Origin of the sequence: Ruminococcus flavefaciens (assembly GCF_900143025.1) — a bacterium.
GTDB lineage: Bacteria > Bacillota > Clostridia > Oscillospirales > Ruminococcaceae > Ruminococcus > Ruminococcus flavefaciens_I.
Map to the genome: position 1 here is coordinate 119,707 of NZ_FRCT01000001.1, position 16,905 is coordinate 136,611.

Below are 16,905 nucleotides of genomic sequence, written 5' to 3' on the forward strand. Positions count from 1 at the left end.
ACGCCTGTTGACAGATTGTTAAGACTGATTGGTGGACTATTTCGGACGAAAATGCTAAACTGTATTCATCAGGAAAACCAAGGAGGCAGATCTTATGAACAGTATCGCATTGAGTCCGTTTGAAAACTATAACGAAAAGGAAGGAGAGATGATAATGGGATTTAACAATAAGCTGTATGAGCTTCGTAAGCAGAAGGGCTTCTCACAGGAGGAGCTTGCAAATCGTCTGAATGTTTCAAGACAGACCGTTTCAAAATGGGAATTGGGAGACTCCACTCCGGATATGGAAAAACTTATAGCCATCAGTGAACTTTTCGGCATCTCTATGGACGAGCTTGTGCTGGATAAAGCTCCCGAAAAAAATGAGGATAATAATTCCAAATCTGATATAGTAGGCGAGCTAAAGGAAAAGCTCCTTACCGACGGAAATAAGAAAAAAGCCAAAAAGGGAATGAAGATAGCGGCAATAGTATTCGGAGCTTTTCTGCTGGTGGATATTATCTCAATGATAATCTATTTCTGTGTGTACGGTATCCCGAAATAAGCAAACAGGGGGGCACATAACCGAGGTATCTATATAGCAGTTTTGTACCTTGTATTGAGGGAAACCCTTTTGAAAAAGGGTTCCTCTGACAGAGGCGGTCCCCTCTGTCACTGCGTGACATCTCCCCACACTGTGGGGAGTCACCCTCAAACTCCCTTTCTAAAACTTCTGGTTTTATTTTTTCTCAGATAGGGCTCGCTCTGTAAAATTACAGGGCTTTTTTATTTTCGGCGAGCCCTATCTGAGAAAAAATCAGCTAAAAAAGTCTTTGGAAAGGGGCTCGGGGAAGAACCTTTCCTCAGAAAGGTTTTCCCCGATAAAAAGTATAAATTACTATATTGGTATCGCGCTATGTGCGCCCCCTGAGTGTATTTCAGCCCTTTCCCAGCATGAATTTTTGGAGCAGGAGCAGGTCTGAGACTGTGGTTTCGCTGTCGGAGTTCAGATCCGAATTTGACAGACCAAGTCCGCTGAGCTCTGCCTGCTGTATAAGTGCCTTTCGTAAACGGAGGATATCGAATATATCCACTTCCCTATCGCCGTTTATATCCCCTGAAAGACCGTAAAAACTAAAGTTGTTCACGTTGAAAAGATAGCCGTCTCCGCCGCGGAATACGAGGTAAACGTCCTGTTCACCCGTACACTGTGAGGTGTCGCATTTAAGGTCAACATATTCGTCCCAGCCGTCAGTGGTCGGAACATCGCATTTTCCGATGATATCACCGTCAGCCGAGCCTACGTGTATCTCGATAGTGCCGCCCTCGGTAGCACTTGCTGCCCTTACCTTGAAGCCCTCTGCTCCGCTTTCAAAATCAAGCTTTCTGAAAACTATGTAAGAGCCGTCGGTAATATATCCGATAGCGGTATTGCCGCTGTCGTCCTTGCGTATCTCGCCGCGCATGAAGTTATAACTGCTACAGCCGTAGTTTTTGTAGGCTGTCTTCGGAGCAGGCGGCTTGCCGTTATTGCCCCATATCTCAAGCTCGTACATCCTTGCACCGCCGCTGGTGTCCTGAGTTGAGGTGCGCATTTCCAGACGCACGTATCTTGCGGATACACCTTTGGTATTTCTGCCGCAGGAGCTCTTGGTATTGCCGAATATCTCGGTTATATCTGTCCAGCTATCGCCGTCTGTGCTTGCTTTCAGTACGAAATCCCGTGGGTCGAAGGTGTTTTTCTCGCTGAGACCTGCGAATTTCGCGCTCCAGCGCTGTATATTGCACTCCTCCTCAAGGTCTACCTGTATCCATTCGCCGCCGATGCCGTCGTTGTGATACCACTTTGTGGAAGCATCGCCGTCTACAGCCATTTCGGGAGTTTCGCCGTTGTCGCTGCCCGAAGCAGTTACCTTTTTGCCGAGAGCGAGGTTTTGCAGTTCTTCGCCGTCAAACTGCAATTCGCCGTTGAGGCTGTACTCCTTGCCTGCCTCTGTTTCAAAGCTTACCATTGCGCCGCTGTATCTTACGGTACATACGCCGCCTGATTTCGAGAGTATAGTTGCGTTTTCAAGCTTGCCGTTCTTCCAGTTCATTGCGGTAACTTCAAAGTTTCCGCGAGCGCAGAGTCCGTTTGCGTGACCTGTTGACCACTGCTTCGGAAGTGCAGGAAGAAGGGTTATAACGTCGTTGTGGCTTTGCAGGAGCATTTCAGCAACGCCCGATGTAAAGCCGAAATTGCCGTCTATCTGGAATGGCGGATGTGCGTCCCAGAGGTTATCGTAGAGTCTGCCATAGTTGTTTACGGGGGTAACGAGGAGCTTTATAAGATTGTAAGCGTGTGCGCCGTCCTCAAGTCTTGCCCAGCAGTTGAGTTTCCATGCCTCAGACCAGCCTGTACCGTCATCGCCTCTTGCGTTGAGGGACGCTGCTGCGCCCTTTGCGGTAGTTGGATTGTCCTCGGGAGTTATCTCAAATCCGGGGTAAAGTGCGTACATATGAGAGATATGACGGTGCTTTTCGTTCTTGTTGTCCCAGTCCTGCGCCCATTCCTGTATCTGTCCCCATTTGCCTATAGTTTCGGGGCGGATAAGTGTGAGCTTGGAGTTGAGCTGTTCCCTTAATTCGGAGTCGCAGCCCAGTATCTCTGAGGCTTCCGAAACGTCCTTGAAAAGCTCGCGGGCGATGCCGTTGTCCATAGTTACGCTGTGGTCAACGCTTGCGTTGGGGTAAGCAGGGAGATTTATCTCTGGAGATGTGCTCGGGCTTATGACCATATATTCCTGACCGTTTATTTTGGCAGGTATCATGAGCTTGTTGAGGAACTGAGCACTGCCCTTGATAACGGGGTAGATGTCGCTGAGATAGTCCTTGTCCTGAGTGAAGCGGTAAGCGTCGTAGAGCATATTTGATACCCATGCGCCGCCTGTCGGCCACTGTCCCCATGCACCGTCGATAGGACCTGTTCTGTTCCAGAGGTCGGTGTTATGGTGGAGCACCCAGCCCTCTGTTATGCCGTAATTCACCTTTGCGGTCTCGTTTCCTGCTTCGGCAAGTCCCTTGGCTTTTTCTGCGAAGGGGACGAAACATTCCGCAAGATTAGTGGTGAATGCAGGCCAGTAATTCATTTCGTAATTTATATTTGTCGTATATTTGCAGCCCCATGCGGGAGCTGAGTATTTATTCCATATGCCCTGTAAATTCATAGGCTGAGCGTCACGGGAGGCACTTATCATCATGTACCTTCCGTACTGGAAGAGGGTCTCAACCATTTTCGGGTCGTCTGAGCGTCCGAACTGCGCTACACGCTGAGGTGTAGTCATTTGCTTTACTGCATCGGTATCGCCGCCGAGCTCGATGTCAACGCGCTTGAAAAGCTCCTGATAGTCCTGTACGTGGTTCTGATAGAGGGTATCATAGGACTTTGACTCTGCATTTGCTATGTCGGCTTTTGCGTTGCCCTTTTCATCGCCGTTGCAGGTCTTGAAGTCCACATAGTTTGTACGTACAGAGGTTATGATGATCGCGGAGTCTGCGCCCGAAACAGACACCTTTCCGTTGCCTGCGCTCATGCTTCCGCCGTCGGGTATCACCTTGCTGCGCGTGGAGAAGTATACAGCGCCTCTTGTCCAGAGGTCATCGTCGCCGTGACCGTTGGCAACGATGGTGTCATTGCCCTCGGTAACGCCCTTGCCGTTGAGCACGCCGTCATAGCCTGCCGAGAAGGATACAGAGCCCTTGCTGTCGCAGGTTATGCGTGTTACCATTACCTGATCGGGGTAGCTTACGAAGGTCTCGCGGGTGTATTTCTTGCCGTTGAAGGTGTATGAGCACCTTGCAACAGCGTCGTTCATATCAAGCTCGCGTGAATAGTCCGACACCTTATCGTGTCCGAAATTCAGCTTCAGTTCGCCTACCTTCTGGTATTTAGCCTCGCCTCCGCCTATCATCTGGCGGGCTACTATTGAGTTTGCATCATTGTATTTTCCGCTTTTGATAAGGTTCTGGACCTCGGAAAGATGCGATGCTGCGCCCTCCTTGTTGTTGCTTCCCGGACCTGCGCTCCAGACCGTACATTCATTCAGGTCGAATATCTCATCGGGATAATTGCCGTAAGCCATTGCTCCGATGCGTCCGTTTCCGAGAGGGAGAGCCTTGTAGAATGACTCGTCGTTGTTGAATGCGTTGTCGGTGCTCACATATCCTGCCATACTGTCATAGCGAAGCACAAGGTCATCATCGTGACCGTTGGCGGCTTCTGCCGTGAGAGGCGGGCTTTTCAGCGATTGTATGGGCAGACTGTCGGCGAGGATCGGCAGAGCCATACAGGCTGAAACCAGGACGGATATGATCTTCTTGTTTTTCTTGGATTTCATACGATCCCAACTCCTTTATTAAATTTTTAATAATTCCTTCTATATTTTGCACAGTTATAAAGCTGCGCTATATCTATTTTTATTAAATTTTATCACGCGGCGCTTGCGGTGTCAATGAGAAACGCTGAAATTCTACGTAATATCCACAATTATAGTGCTTATTTTGCGAAAAGTAAATAAAAAACGTCATTAAATTATCTGTATAAATCAAACAAAAGAAAAGTATAAGTGTTGGCTCAAAATGTAAAATATATGAAGAAAAGCTCCCTTGCATTGCAAGAGAGCTTTTGGGTGTTGTGTATTATTTTTTGAGGTACTTATGATAATAGCGTCTGCCTGTGTAGTATATGAGCTGTACGAAGTCCTTGCCGAAGAAAATGAAAAAATTCACCAGCGAAAGGATTATGAACATACGTATGTAATAGCCGCCGTTGATGTATTTGTATACCAGTACCGCCGCATCTATGACACCTATCCACTTGGCTTTTATGGGAAGCACGAAGAATGCGAACAGATCCTCATCAGGGAAGAGCACAGCAAATGCAAGGAATACGCCAAGATTAAGGAACTGATTGGTGGAATAGCCTGTTATTAAGCCTGCTATTATACAGCTTATCACTCCTGTGAAGTAATAGACGTTGAATTTGAAGCTTCCCCATTTTTCTTCAAGCCTTACACCCATATACCAGTAGAAAAACAGCATGAGCAGTAAAAGCAGTATTCTGTTATCGGGGGGCATGAAAAGGAATGTTATGACTCGCCATACCTGTCCTGCAAATATCTTTGCGCGGTCAAAATATATCATATCGTACAGGAATATTTTGTTGTCGGGATTGGTGGTCAGCACCATGTTGGCTATGAAAAATACACCCATACCCGTTACGATATAAAGCATAAGGTTTTGTATGGCAAATTTTCCGCATTTCCGTTCAAGCTTAGTTAGAAGCTGATTGAGCATTGACATTCCTCATTTCTTAGTAAGATGCAGTATTAGTATATCACGCCCATAGGTTCTCTGTCAAGCTGAAAACTGTCATTTATCCCCACCTGCATTGAGGAGATGCGAGCGAAGCTGACAGAGGTCGAATACATCTACAACGCCGTCGCTGTTTTCGTCAGCGTTTTCAAGATATACTGTCCTGCCGCTTCCCATGAGCCATTTCTGTAGGGCAAGCAGGTCGGATACGTTTATTTCTCCGTCGTAATTGATATCGCCGAGGCTTGAACGGTCGTTCTTCCATAGTGAGCTTAGCCAGTTTGTCCGCTTTTCTATGAATTGGCGGACTATATCTACCGATTCAAGGTAGGTAGCACCGCTTGACGAACCGAATACACAGTATTTAGCGCCGCCGTAGGTGTGCCAGAGCATATTGTTCATTTCCGCAGACGCGCTTAGCTCCTTGCCCATTTCCGTAAGGTAGGGCGAGTCGCCGCCTGTAAGCTTTTTAAGGAATGGCTCGAAGTCCTTGAAGTAGATATCGGCTGTTCTGCAATGGAAGTCCTTGCATTTGTACAGCTGTCCCAGCCAGCTTATGCCTGCCGCAGGTCTGCCGCTTTCGGGGATAGTCAGCTTAGAGCCGTGTATAGGGAAGTATGCGGCAAAAAGATTGTTGTAGAGCGATGACCAGCCTGTATTGCCGTCGGAATTTGTCCTTGAAGTGATGAAATTGTTATAGCTAAGGTCGAAATCCCACATAGGCGAGAAATGGAGCTTGCCGTCGCCTTTCAGGTCGGAGTCCTTCCAGAAATAGAAGCTGTTGTAGGTAGCGTCTATATTCATGGATATTTCCTGCACAAGATAGGCTCTTGCAACGGAATCAAGGTCGATATATTCGGTGTAGTGTTTGCCCTTGCTGTTATAGCCTGTATCGGAGTATATCGCGTCCTCCATGTCCTGAACAAAGCCGCGGATATATTCTGCCTGTGCTTTTGAAGCGTATTCTGGACCCTCAATGGATACGCACTGTCCTCTTGAGGTAGTAAAGCCGCTGGTAGCCTTCAAGCCGTATCTGTTCCACTGTACAAGCTGGAGCAGATAGCCGCCTGTGATATCCTCGGGATCGTTTGGAATATCAAAGTATTTATAGCTGTTTTCCATGTATTCATCAGCTTTTTCTGCGCCGACTATCCTGCGTTCATAGGAACTAAGCTCCTGTTCGTTGACCTTTTCGGTCTCTTCTTCAAGATCGGTGATATTTACGCGGTTTTTCTGCACCTGTACCTTCTCGCAGAGCTGGTAGGTACCGCTGTATTCGCCGTCGGTGTAAAGGTCTGCGAATACTGTATCCATTGTACATTCCATGCCTGCGGCTTTGCACATTTCCTCTGTGAGCTTGTTGCGGAGCATGGAGTGGTCAAGGTAATTGGAAAGTAACACCCATTTCTTAGCCTTTCCCATGCCGAACAGGTCGGCTTTCTTCGGGAGCTTTATATTGTAGGGCTTTTTCTTGCTGTAATCCCATGAGGAATTGCCGTGAGATGATACCTTTTTTATCTCTCCTTCGTATACGATGTTTCCCTCTGCGTCAAGCATCAGGGAATATGCCGGAAAATCAATGAACCTGTTGGCAAACAGCTTTGAAAATCCGCAGAAGCCGTTTGTGTCTATGTAGATGCTTCCGCGGTCGGACTGCATTATTTTTAGTTTTCCGCAGTCTGTGCCCTTTGCTGTTTTTATCTGAAATTCGTCCTTTCTGGAAAGAATATCCGTATACTCTCCCGATACGAGCTCTTCATCGTCAAGATATATCGTGCCTTCATCGCTGTTGTAGTCTATGATGAGCTTTGTCCTGTCGGCAGTTGCAGGCAGGAAGATATAGTGGCAGTCCTCCCATTTGCTGTATGACCAGTTTGTGCGGTCAAACAATGAGTCGGTCTGTGGAGAAAGGTCTGATACTATAAATGAGGATATGGGCAGTTCCTTGTATATGAGGTTCTCCTCTTCCTCAGCCTCTGCTGTTATGTTGATTTGAGTGTCTATTATGTCGATATCACGCGAAAAAGACAGGTCGCCTGCGGCGAATGCCTGCGAAATGCTTGTACTAAGGCAGACTCCTGCAATGAGAGACGAAATTGCCGAGCTTAAAACAGTTTTTATATTCATTATAAACGCCCCCCTGAAAGTATTCTCTATATATTAGTCGTTTAAAAAGCCGAAAAATCTCACCCTTTTTGAAACTTTTTTTAGTACATGGAATGATTTCAGACCATTTCTCCTTTTTCTATTCGCTCTGCAAGGTCGTTAAGGTATACCCAGCGATCCATTTTTTCGGAAAGCTCGGCTTCGAGCCTGTCCTTTTCGTCGGAAAGCTCCTGCAATTTTACGTAATCTGAGGTATTCTTCGCAATTTCTTTTTCTGTGTCTGCGATAGCCTGTTCAAGCTTTGCGATATCGTCGTCGATAGTCTCGTATTCGCGCTGTTCCTTGAATGAGAAGCGGAGCTTCGTCTTACCTGTGAAGGTACGCTCCTTTTTCTCGCCCTTTTTCTTCGGCTTTGAGTCTGAGACGGTATCGCTTTGCAGTGCCTTTTCTGCGTAGTCGCTGTAATTTCCGTTATATCTTGTACACTGACCGTCCTTGAATTCCAGTATCTCGGTCGCCATTTTGTCGAGGAAGTATCTGTCGTGAGAAACTGCGATAACTGCACCGCTGAAGCTTTCGAGGTAGTCCTCGAGTATGGTTAGGGTTGTTATGTCAAGGTCGTTGGTGGGCTCGTCAAGGAGCAGTATATTGGGCGCGGTCATAAGTATTTTCAGCAGATACAGCCTTTTTCTCTCGCCGCCCGAAAGCTTTTCTATCCTGTTCCATTGAAGCTCGGGGGTGAACAGGAAGCGTTCAAGCATCTGTGCTGCTGTGACCGTGCCATCGGGAGTCTGTACTCTGTCGGCTGTTTCACGTATGTATTCGATAACGCGCAGCGACTCGTCCATAGACTCACATTCCTGTGAGAAATAGCCGATATTTACGGTATCTCCCAGAACTATGCTTCCGCTGTCGGGAGCTGTCTCGCCCATTATCATTTTCAGGAAGGTGCTCTTTCCTGCACCGTTATGTCCTACGATGCCTATTCGCGCATCGCGGGAGATGATATATGAAAAATCCGTTATAAGCGGCTTGCCGTCTATGGATTTGCTGATATTTTCTATTTCTATAGTCTTTTTGCCAAGTCGTGAGGATACGGACTGGAGCTTCAGTTTTTCGGCTTCAACGGGTATTTCCCTGTTTTTCAGCGCTTCAAAGCGTTCTATCCTGTCCTTGGACTTTGTGCCTCTTGCTCTTGCACCGCGGCTTATCCATTCAAGCTCCCGTCTGTACAGGGATTTGTTCTTGCGCTCGGCAGCTTCTGCGTCGGCTTCGCGCTGAGCCTTTACAAGGAGATATTCACTGTAGTTGCCGTTGCAGGTGTAGAGCTTTCCTTTGTCTATTTCGGCTATGCTGCGGCATATCTTATTGAGAAAGTATCGGTCATGGGTGACCATCACTATAGCTCCGCGGTATTTCAGAAGCAGGTCTTCAAGCATCTGTGCGGTCTCGTTGTCTATGTGGTTTGTAGGCTCGTCAAGGAGCAGTACGTCGCTTGGCTGTATAAGGGCTGCGGCAATGCCTGCACGGCGTTTTTCGCCGCCTGAGAGCGTGCTTATGTCCCTTTCACAGTCGGAAAGTCCAAGCTTGTCCAGTATGGATTTTGCCTCGTATTCCTTTGAGGAGCGCAGGTCATCGGGAAGATGTGAGAGCACCTGCTGCAATATGCTCCCGTGGGCGTCAAACTGCGGTATCTGCGGCAGATAGGAAAGACGTATGCCGTTTGTCCTGATGACTTCGCCGCTGTCAGATTCCTCTGCACCTGCAAGTATCCTCAGCATAGTGGACTTGCCTGTACCGTTTATGCCGATAATGCCTACCTTGTCGCCTTCGTTCAGAAAGAAAGATATGTCATCGAGCACCTTTCTCTCCATGTAGGTCTTTGATATATTCTGAGCTGTTAAAAGTATCACTGGCTTTGCTCCTTAGCTTTTTAAATGTTGATATAATTATAACATAACAAAAAGTCGAAATCAATAACATTGCATTTATACAAAATGTCATAAAGTTGTTGTTGTTTAAAATGGGGGTGAAATTGGTATAAGAATTTACCATATTTTGCAAATTTATCTTATACATTCCGCCAAATAATCTGCAAACATATTGACATTGGTGGACATTGTGAGTACAATAAAAATACAAGGATATGATCGGCTTCTTTTATACAGAAGCTAAAAAAGGATATTAAAATTTAAAATACCAAGGGGGTAATATTATGAAAAAAACAATGGCGGCTATCCTCTCTGCTGCAATGTTGGGTTCTCTTGTTTCCTGCGGAAATACAAAAGGAGGAGAAAAGGAGTCAGAGAAAAATTCAAAAAATACTGCCAAGACCATAGGTATTGCCATGCCTGCACAGGAGCTTGAACGCTGGAACAGCGACGGCGAATTCCTTAAAGAACAGTTTGAGTCGGCAGGTTATAAGGTAGAACTTAAATTTTCTAACAATGATGCAACAAAGCAGAATAACGACATCATCGGTATGATAGATGACGGCGTTGACCTCCTTCTTATTGCGGCTGTTGACGGCAGCAGACTTTCAAAGACCCTTGATGCGGCTAAGGATAAAAATATTCCTGTTATTGCTTATGACCGTCTTATTATGGATACGAATTCCATTACGTATTATATCTCGTTCGATAATAAAGGCGTAGGAGAGATGCAGGGCGAGTATGTAAAGAATGCACTTAATCTCTCTTCTTCATCATCAGGACCTTATAATATCGAATTCATCGGAGGCGATTCGGCTGATAATAATGCGGAACTATTCTTTAAGGGTGCATATGAAGTGCTTGAAGAATATATCGAAAGCGGCAAACTGAATGTTCTTTCAGGTAAGAAGACGTTTGAAATGGTCGCAACTCCAAGCTGGTCTACCGAAAATGCCGAGAAGAATATGAAAAAAGTTCTCGATATGCAGTATTCAAGCGGCAATCAGCTCGATGCGGTCGTATGCGCTAACGATTCAACAGCTCTCGGCGTAGTTCAGGCTATTGATTCCAACTATAAAGGTACTAATGTTCCTATTGTAACAGGTCAGGACGGTGATATTGCCAACCTTCAGAAGATCGTTGACGGTTCACAGGCAATGACTGTTTATAAAAACGTTAAAGATGAGGCAAACGTTGCATTTCAGGTCTGCAAAACTCTCCTTGACGGCGGAATCCCTGCCGCAGATTTCGTAAAGAGCCTGCCTGTTGAGGTCAGATACGATTCTGAGGCTTATAATAACCGCGTTAAGTATGTACAGTCGTACCTGCTTGCTCCGCAGCTGATTGATAAGGATAATCTCCAGCTTCTGGTAAATGCGGGACTTTATAAGTGGGACAGCAATAATAAGTACCTTGAAAACGCAAAATGATCACAGTATAAAAATTATATCAGGCATCTTCGCATATCTTTGCGGAAATGCCTGATTTTTATGCGAGAAATCGATCCCGACGGGTCAACGGCATTACTTTTTTACTTTTCTTAATGTTGCTCTTGACTTTTTTATGCTGATATTATATAATTATATTGTTGCGATAATTATTTGAGGCCGCAGCATGGTTGGTAGTGCAGTTCATTCATAGTGAGCAGGTCTCCTTCTAAAATTTAATAGTTGCTTGTGTAGCACAGTTGGTAGTGCAGCTCATTCGTAATGAGCAGGTCGCAGGTTCGAGTCCCGTCACAAGCTCCAATAAAACATCGAAAAATAGACGATTCCTCATATGAGGAATCGTCTGTTTTTTTAACTGAATAACGAGGTGTCATAAAACTGTCATAGGTCAAGAAAATACAAATCATTATGTATACTAAAATGAAACGTAACCGTCAACCATTTCCAGCCCTGTCCAAAAGAGATAAAACGAGGTATAATCTTAATGATAGTCAAATATAACAAATTGATTTTCAAGGTGGAGACTACATATAATGATCTAAAAATTATAATAGCTGATCTGTATCGGATATTTCACAGCAAATCTTTCTACATATCATTTTTTGTATGCATACTCATTGTATTGGTAACAGATATTATTGGATTTGAATTTATAATATTCAGCAGAGCGGAATATCCTCCTGTTCTGAATATTGATGGCGGTGCTTACAGAGTATATTTTTTCCTTTCAACAGCCATTAATTATCTCTTTTTATTGATACCTTTCTATATTATTCTGTACTGCAAAGATTTTTCAAACAAAATAATATACAATCATATTTCTAACGGAATAAAAAAGACAGATTATTACATCAGTAATAAAAAACTCCGAAGTAGTATCTCTTATATTATACACTACTTTGGAGTTTTACACAAATTTTAGGATAGACTCAAGAACTTATTGATTTTACTATTTATGATTCCAGAATTGTATATTTTTCAGCCCTCAGAGATTTCTCCGAGGGCATTTTCTGAATTATTAAAACCCGTTATGCTTGGAATAACCGTCGTTTTCGATTTCTCTGATTATATCTGCGGCTGTTCTGAACTCTTCAGCTTCATCATCAAACTTGTAGTTTGTCAATTCGTATGAATAAGTTTTATTTCCGTCGTTGTCGTATAAATTATAGGAAAGTGTCATACCTGTTTCAGCGTCAACTTTCATGGTATAAGGAAGCTCACGATAAACTCCCTCATAATTGTTAGCGCCTTTCTGTAAACCGCTTATTGATAATATCTTCCTGCCGTTTTCTGTTATTTCGCCTGTTATGTCCCAATTTTCGGGAGCATAAACGTCTATATTATTACTTCTGCCCCAAGGTAAGACCATTACCTTATCTGTATTTTCATCTTTTACATAATAATATTTGTCCGGAGTTTCAAGGAATTTATATCCACCGTTTGAAAAATCTGTTTCTGCCAATAATTCTTCAGCATTATAGTACCAATTGTCCATTATTGCTATGAGAGACCTACCGATCAACTTTTCATTTTCATATCGCTCAACTGTTGCTGAAGCTGTCAGATTTATCTCGTCAAGATAAACTTTTCCGATACAAGTTTCAGGCTCTGAATGGAATTCACGGCGATCGTTTATGAGGACAGTATAATCTGCAGAGAACTTATCAAAATAATTCGCGAAGCTATTATTAACCTTAACCTTTTCAATAAGTTCTTCCTTAGTTATGCTGAATTTATTCTCAGGCTGATTTTCACCATTTGATGCTGTGCCAGCTCCTATAACAGTTGTTGATGTGTTTGTAATACCTGTGGTAACCTCATTCAATACAGGCTCAGGGATATTTGTTTTTCCGTTCTTTTGGAACAGATATGCTCCTCCACCGATTGAACCTACTAATAATACTGCTGCTGCAGCTATGCTTGCTATTTTTGTCATAATAATTCTCCTCTCATACTTTTCAACGCCGCTTACACTGTCGGCATATTCGGTTTGCTCGATATTTGCTCTGCGCTGTGCCTTGGCAAATATCGCTTTCTTCTTAGCTTCCTCCGCTATAAGCTTTTCAACGGATGCCCTATTTGCACGCTGTAATTTTTAGATCAGATCTGTTCTTCACCTATAGTAACGCATTGCGTTTACCATGTGTAACAAATTTTTGAAAATTTTTCAATAAATTTTTTTCTGCACCGGTATTTTGTATTTATTTCTGTAGTAATCGAATAACAAAGGGAAAAGTGTTTGACAGTAGTATGTATTTCGTTATTACAGAAACAGGGACATTGGTATTTGATCCCCATACAATTTCTGACGATAAAGACGCAACTGATACCGAAAAAGAGAAATATAACAACTGCCCGGATTTTAATCAAGTTTGGGCAGCCTTTTTTATATTCGGCATTTTTACTTTATTATGACCGCTGATAATAGCAATTGTGTTAGAATATACAAACTTTATAATTCCCATTGATACTGCTGTTTGTGAATGATATAATATTATAGTTAGTTTGCTCTAACTGAATAAATCATTATAGCAGGCTCCTTTCAGGGTTTTAAATGATAAGGTGCGAATATCCCGTATATAAAAGCCTGCGTCGTCAATAATGTGTTTATCACATTAAATATATCAAGACAGGAGAACACTATGGGCTATTTAGAAATCGAAAAAGTCGTTGGACGCGAAATACTTGACTCCCGTGGAAATCCTACTGTCGAAGCTGAGATAACTCTCGCTGACGGCACAGTTGCAAGAGGAACTGCTCCCAGCGGTGCTTCAACAGGCGAATTTGAAGCTCTTGAACTTCGTGACGGCGGTAATCGTTATCTTGGAAAAGGCGTAACAAAAGCAGTCACAAATATCAACACTGTTATCGCTGAAACTATTACGGGCATGGACGCTTCTGACATTTACGCTATTGATGCAGCTATGATAAAGGTTGACGGTACAAAGGATAAGTCAAAGCTTGGCGCAAACGCAATCCTTGCTGTTTCGATTGCTTGTGCGAGAGCAGCAGCTACTTCCCTTGACATTCCGCTTTATCGTTTTCTCGGCGGCATTCACGGAACAAAGCTCCCTGTGCCGATGATGAATATTCTCAACGGAGGAGCACATGCTGACAGCGCTGTTGATACTCAGGAATTCATGATAATGCCTGTTGGTGCTCCTTCATTCAAGGATGCACTCCGCTGGTGTGCTGAGGTATTCCATACACTGAAAAAGCTCATCAAGGATATGGGCGACGTTACAGCAGTCGGCGACGAAGGCGGTTTTGCTCCAAATAAGCTCACATCTGATGAAGAAGCTATCGAGAAGATTCTCGAAGCTATAAAGGCAGCAGGTTTTGAGCCCGGCAAGGACTTTATGATAGCTATGGACGCTGCTTCATCTGAATGGAAGAGCGAAAAGGGCAAGGGCTTCTACAAGCAGCCAAAGAGCGGCAAGGAATTCACTTCCGACGAGCTTATCGCTCACTGGGAGGCTCTTGTTGACAAGTACCCAATAATCTCTATCGAGGACGGTCTCGACGAGGAGGACTGGGAAGGCTGGCAGAAGATGACTGCTAAGATCGGTCACAAGGTACAGCTCGTCGGCGACGACCTTTTCGTTACAAATACTGAGCGTCTTGCAAAGGGCATCTCACTGGGCGCAGGCAACTCTATACTCATCAAGCTCAATCAGATAGGCTCTGTCTCCGAGACTCTCGAAGCAATAAAAATGGCTCACAAGGCAGGATACACAGCTATTTCCTCACACCGCTCGGGTGAGACTGCGGACACTACCATAGCTGATCTTGCAGTTGCACTTAACACCTGCCAGATTAAGACAGGTGCCCCCTCACGTTCAGAGCGTGTGGCTAATGTACGAACATTTTCTTCACTTCTCTTTCCTTTAGCTTGACTTTAGTATACCACAGGATTTGGAAATAATCATATAAAAAAGTATGCGCACACTCGTTTGTTACTTGAAAAGGACATATTTTTCTGATAATATATAAATAAAGAAAGGAGTGTGTATCAAATGGCTGGATTTTCGGAGCTTATAAAGAATTTCGATAAAACAAGAGAATATGTTCGGGATTTCTTCGTTTACGGCTGCAAGGTCAGAAGTGATTTTGACAAAAAGAGTGTCCGTACCTATGATGACGAGAAGCGTCGTGTTGAAAGCTGGATGCAGGACTATATGCGCTATGACGATTCTGTCAAAGGTCGTCATGTTTCTATTTCTGTTGACAGCGGACATATTTCCGAAAATCCGCTGTATAACGCATATTGCTCCAAAAGCTTTACCGATAACGATATAAAGCTGCATTTCTTTCTTATAGATATATTGCAGGATGGGAAAAGCCGTACCCTCAGAGAGCTGACCGATACTCTTAATAACGAATACGAGCAGCTGTTTGATGATCAGACAGTCCGTAACAAGCTAAAGGAATATACCGATGAGGGTATAGTTATAGCTGAAAAGCAGGGCAAGACCATGTATTATTCATTTACTGAGTCCCGAGCAGATGAATATATAAAAAGGTACAAGGGACTTGATGATGCTTTGAAGTTCTTTTCGGAAGCTCCTGATTTCGGAGTTATTGGCAACAGTATAATGAAAGCAGTCGGTATCAGGAATGACCTGTTCCATATAAAGCATAATTATTTGATACACTCTCTTGAGGACATACTCATACCCGATATACTTGTGGCTATTGACGATGAACATATTCAGTGAGATATATGGTACATATTTCCGTATAGCTGCGAGGCTTCTTGAAAATGAGGTCACTGACGAAAAGACTGTCCACGAGACCGTACTGCGTGAGGGCTTCCGTGATTCTGTGCTGTTCATGCCGCAGAAGCTCATACCCAGCGGAGAGGACTGGGGACTTTTTAGGTGGGGCAACAATAATATGCTCAGGCGAATAACAAAAAAAGTACCTGTAAAGGTGCTGACAAAGTTGCAAAAAATGTGGCTGAAAGCAAAACTCTCCGACCCGAGGATAAGGCTTTTTCTTGAGGACGATGTTATAGAGAACTTAAAGGAGGAGCTTGCCGATGTAAAGCCGCTGTACCGCCATGAGCATTTCAGGCTCACGGACAGACATGCAGACCACGACGACTATTCCGACGAGAAATATATTGCTAATTTCCGTGCGGCTCTTGACGCTGTAAAGAAGCGCAAGATAGTTGATATATCTTTCATGTCGGGACACGGAAAGCGTGTGAGCGGCAGATTCGTTCTTCTGAAAATAGAGTTTTCGCCCAAGAACGGAAAGTTCCGTGCTTACTGCTACAGGCTCAGTAATGATAAGATAAAGAACAGCGGCCTTATAAATATCGGAAGGATAGATACGATAACCGATACGGAGCGTATATTCCGTACTCCTGTATCTATGGACGATTATTTCAGCAGCCGCAAGTGCAGTGCTCCTGCGGTCATAAGAGTGACTAACGAAAGGAACGGCGTTGAGCGCTTTATGTTGGAATTTGCTCCTTAGAAAAGCAATAAATGATTTGACATTTGTCATAATATGGTTTAAAATAAAAATATAGCTAAAAAGCTATAATTTTTTAGTAAAGGAAGTAAAACAAATGAAAAACACAATCAAAAAAATCACAGCAATCGCAATGGCATTTACTCTGCTTGGAACTGGTACAGCTATTTCAAAGTCAGTAAACCCACAGTCATCAAGCACACTTGTTGCAAATGCTGCTGATTATTGCCCGTCACATAATGGTACATATACGTACGATAGCTATGATTACGTCGGTATAGTGGAGCGAAATGGAAAGCATTATATTGAATATAATAGGTTTAAAGCTACAAAGTGCGCGGTATGTGGCAAATTACTCAAAAGGGTATATGTTGGCAAAGCGTATTCACAAGAGTTAGTTAGATGGTAATGAAAAAAAGCTCTCCTGTTGGAGAGCTTTTAATTTTGCTATGAAAACTATCGGCTTAGTCTTAATGACATTAGCCGCACGGTGACCCTTTATGATTGATCAGCTATTACCTGTACTTCAGTTCAGGGTGTTTAGCGTAGTATTCGTTTTTGTCAATATACATCTGTTCATCAGCCGATCTCATTGCCATATGAGAAGC

General features: G+C 43.9%; 11 protein-coding genes and 1 tRNA gene. 7 read left to right on the forward strand and 5 right to left on the reverse strand.

The window, feature by feature from the left end:
- Window positions 1–94: 94 nt before the first annotated feature.
- Window positions 95–544: a helix-turn-helix domain-containing protein gene (locus BUB28_RS00540; protein WP_081373320.1), complete on the forward strand. Its 450-nt coding sequence runs from the start codon at window positions 95–97 to the stop codon at window positions 542–544.
- Window positions 545–917: 373 nt separating this feature from the next.
- Here BUB28_RS00540 and BUB28_RS00545 read toward each other — a convergent pair whose 3' ends face one another.
- The 4 genes from BUB28_RS00545 to BUB28_RS00560 all read right to left on the reverse strand — a co-directional run bounded on the left by BUB28_RS00545 (window position 918) and on the right by BUB28_RS00560 (window position 9,350).
- Window positions 918–4,355: a glycosyl hydrolase family 95 catalytic domain-containing protein gene (locus BUB28_RS00545; protein WP_072947726.1), complete on the reverse strand. Its 3,438-nt coding sequence runs from the start codon at window positions 4,353–4,355 to the stop codon at window positions 918–920.
- Window positions 4,356–4,656: 301 nt separating this feature from the next.
- A complete protein-coding gene (locus tag BUB28_RS00550) occupies window positions 4,657–5,313 on the reverse strand; it encodes a hypothetical protein (RefSeq protein WP_072947727.1) in 657 nt (218 codons plus the stop codon).
- Window positions 5,314–5,388: 75 nt separating this feature from the next.
- Window positions 5,389–7,458 (reverse strand): CotH kinase family protein, encoded by a 2,070-nt coding sequence (locus tag BUB28_RS00555; protein WP_072947729.1) that lies wholly within the window; start codon window positions 7,456–7,458, stop codon window positions 5,389–5,391.
- A gap of 98 nt (window positions 7,459–7,556) precedes the next feature.
- Window positions 7,557–9,350, reverse strand: coding sequence for an ABC-F family ATP-binding cassette domain-containing protein (locus tag BUB28_RS00560; RefSeq protein WP_072947730.1), 1,794 nt, complete (start codon window positions 9,348–9,350; stop codon window positions 7,557–7,559).
- Window positions 9,351–9,652: 302 nt separating this feature from the next.
- Here BUB28_RS00560 and BUB28_RS00565 point away from each other — a divergent pair, with 302 nt between their 5' ends.
- Both BUB28_RS00565 and BUB28_RS00570 read left to right on the forward strand, forming a co-directional pair.
- Window positions 9,653–10,798 carry a substrate-binding domain-containing protein gene (locus BUB28_RS00565; protein WP_072947732.1) on the forward strand — a complete coding sequence of 382 codons (1,146 nt, stop codon included), beginning with the start codon at window positions 9,653–9,655 and terminating at the stop codon, window positions 10,796–10,798.
- A gap of 242 nt (window positions 10,799–11,040) precedes the next feature.
- A tRNA-Thr gene (locus tag BUB28_RS00570) sits at window positions 11,041–11,116 on the forward strand.
- Window positions 11,117–11,834: 718 nt separating this feature from the next.
- Here the strand turns inward: BUB28_RS00570 and BUB28_RS00580 are convergent.
- Complete coding sequence (locus BUB28_RS00580) at window positions 11,835–12,752, reverse strand: hypothetical protein (protein WP_072947735.1); 918 nt, start codon at window positions 12,750–12,752, stop codon at window positions 11,835–11,837.
- A 706-nt stretch (window positions 12,753–13,458) separates the two neighbouring features.
- On the opposite strand from BUB28_RS00580, the gene eno reads away from it, so the two are divergent.
- The 4 genes from eno (at window position 13,459) to BUB28_RS00600 (ending at window position 16,706) form a co-directional block, all read left to right on the forward strand.
- Window positions 13,459–14,712 carry a phosphopyruvate hydratase gene (gene eno, locus BUB28_RS00585; RefSeq protein ID WP_072947737.1) on the forward strand — a complete coding sequence of 418 codons (1,254 nt, stop codon included), beginning with the start codon at window positions 13,459–13,461 and terminating at the stop codon, window positions 14,710–14,712.
- A gap of 120 nt (window positions 14,713–14,832) precedes the next feature.
- Window positions 14,833–15,534, forward strand: a complete 702-nt coding sequence (locus BUB28_RS00590) for an ArsR/SmtB family transcription factor (RefSeq protein WP_242939894.1) — start codon at window positions 14,833–14,835, stop codon at window positions 15,532–15,534.
- Window positions 15,518–16,300: a WYL domain-containing protein gene (locus BUB28_RS00595; protein WP_242939895.1), complete on the forward strand. Its 783-nt coding sequence runs from the start codon at window positions 15,518–15,520 to the stop codon at window positions 16,298–16,300. The genes BUB28_RS00590 and BUB28_RS00595 overlap by 17 nt, the downstream gene beginning before the upstream one ends.
- A gap of 94 nt (window positions 16,301–16,394) precedes the next feature.
- The gene (locus BUB28_RS00600; protein ID WP_072947738.1) at window positions 16,395–16,706 is read left to right on the forward strand and encodes a hypothetical protein; all 312 of its coding nucleotides are present in this window, start codon (window positions 16,395–16,397) and stop codon (window positions 16,704–16,706) included.
- Window positions 16,707–16,905: the final 199 nt, after the last annotated feature.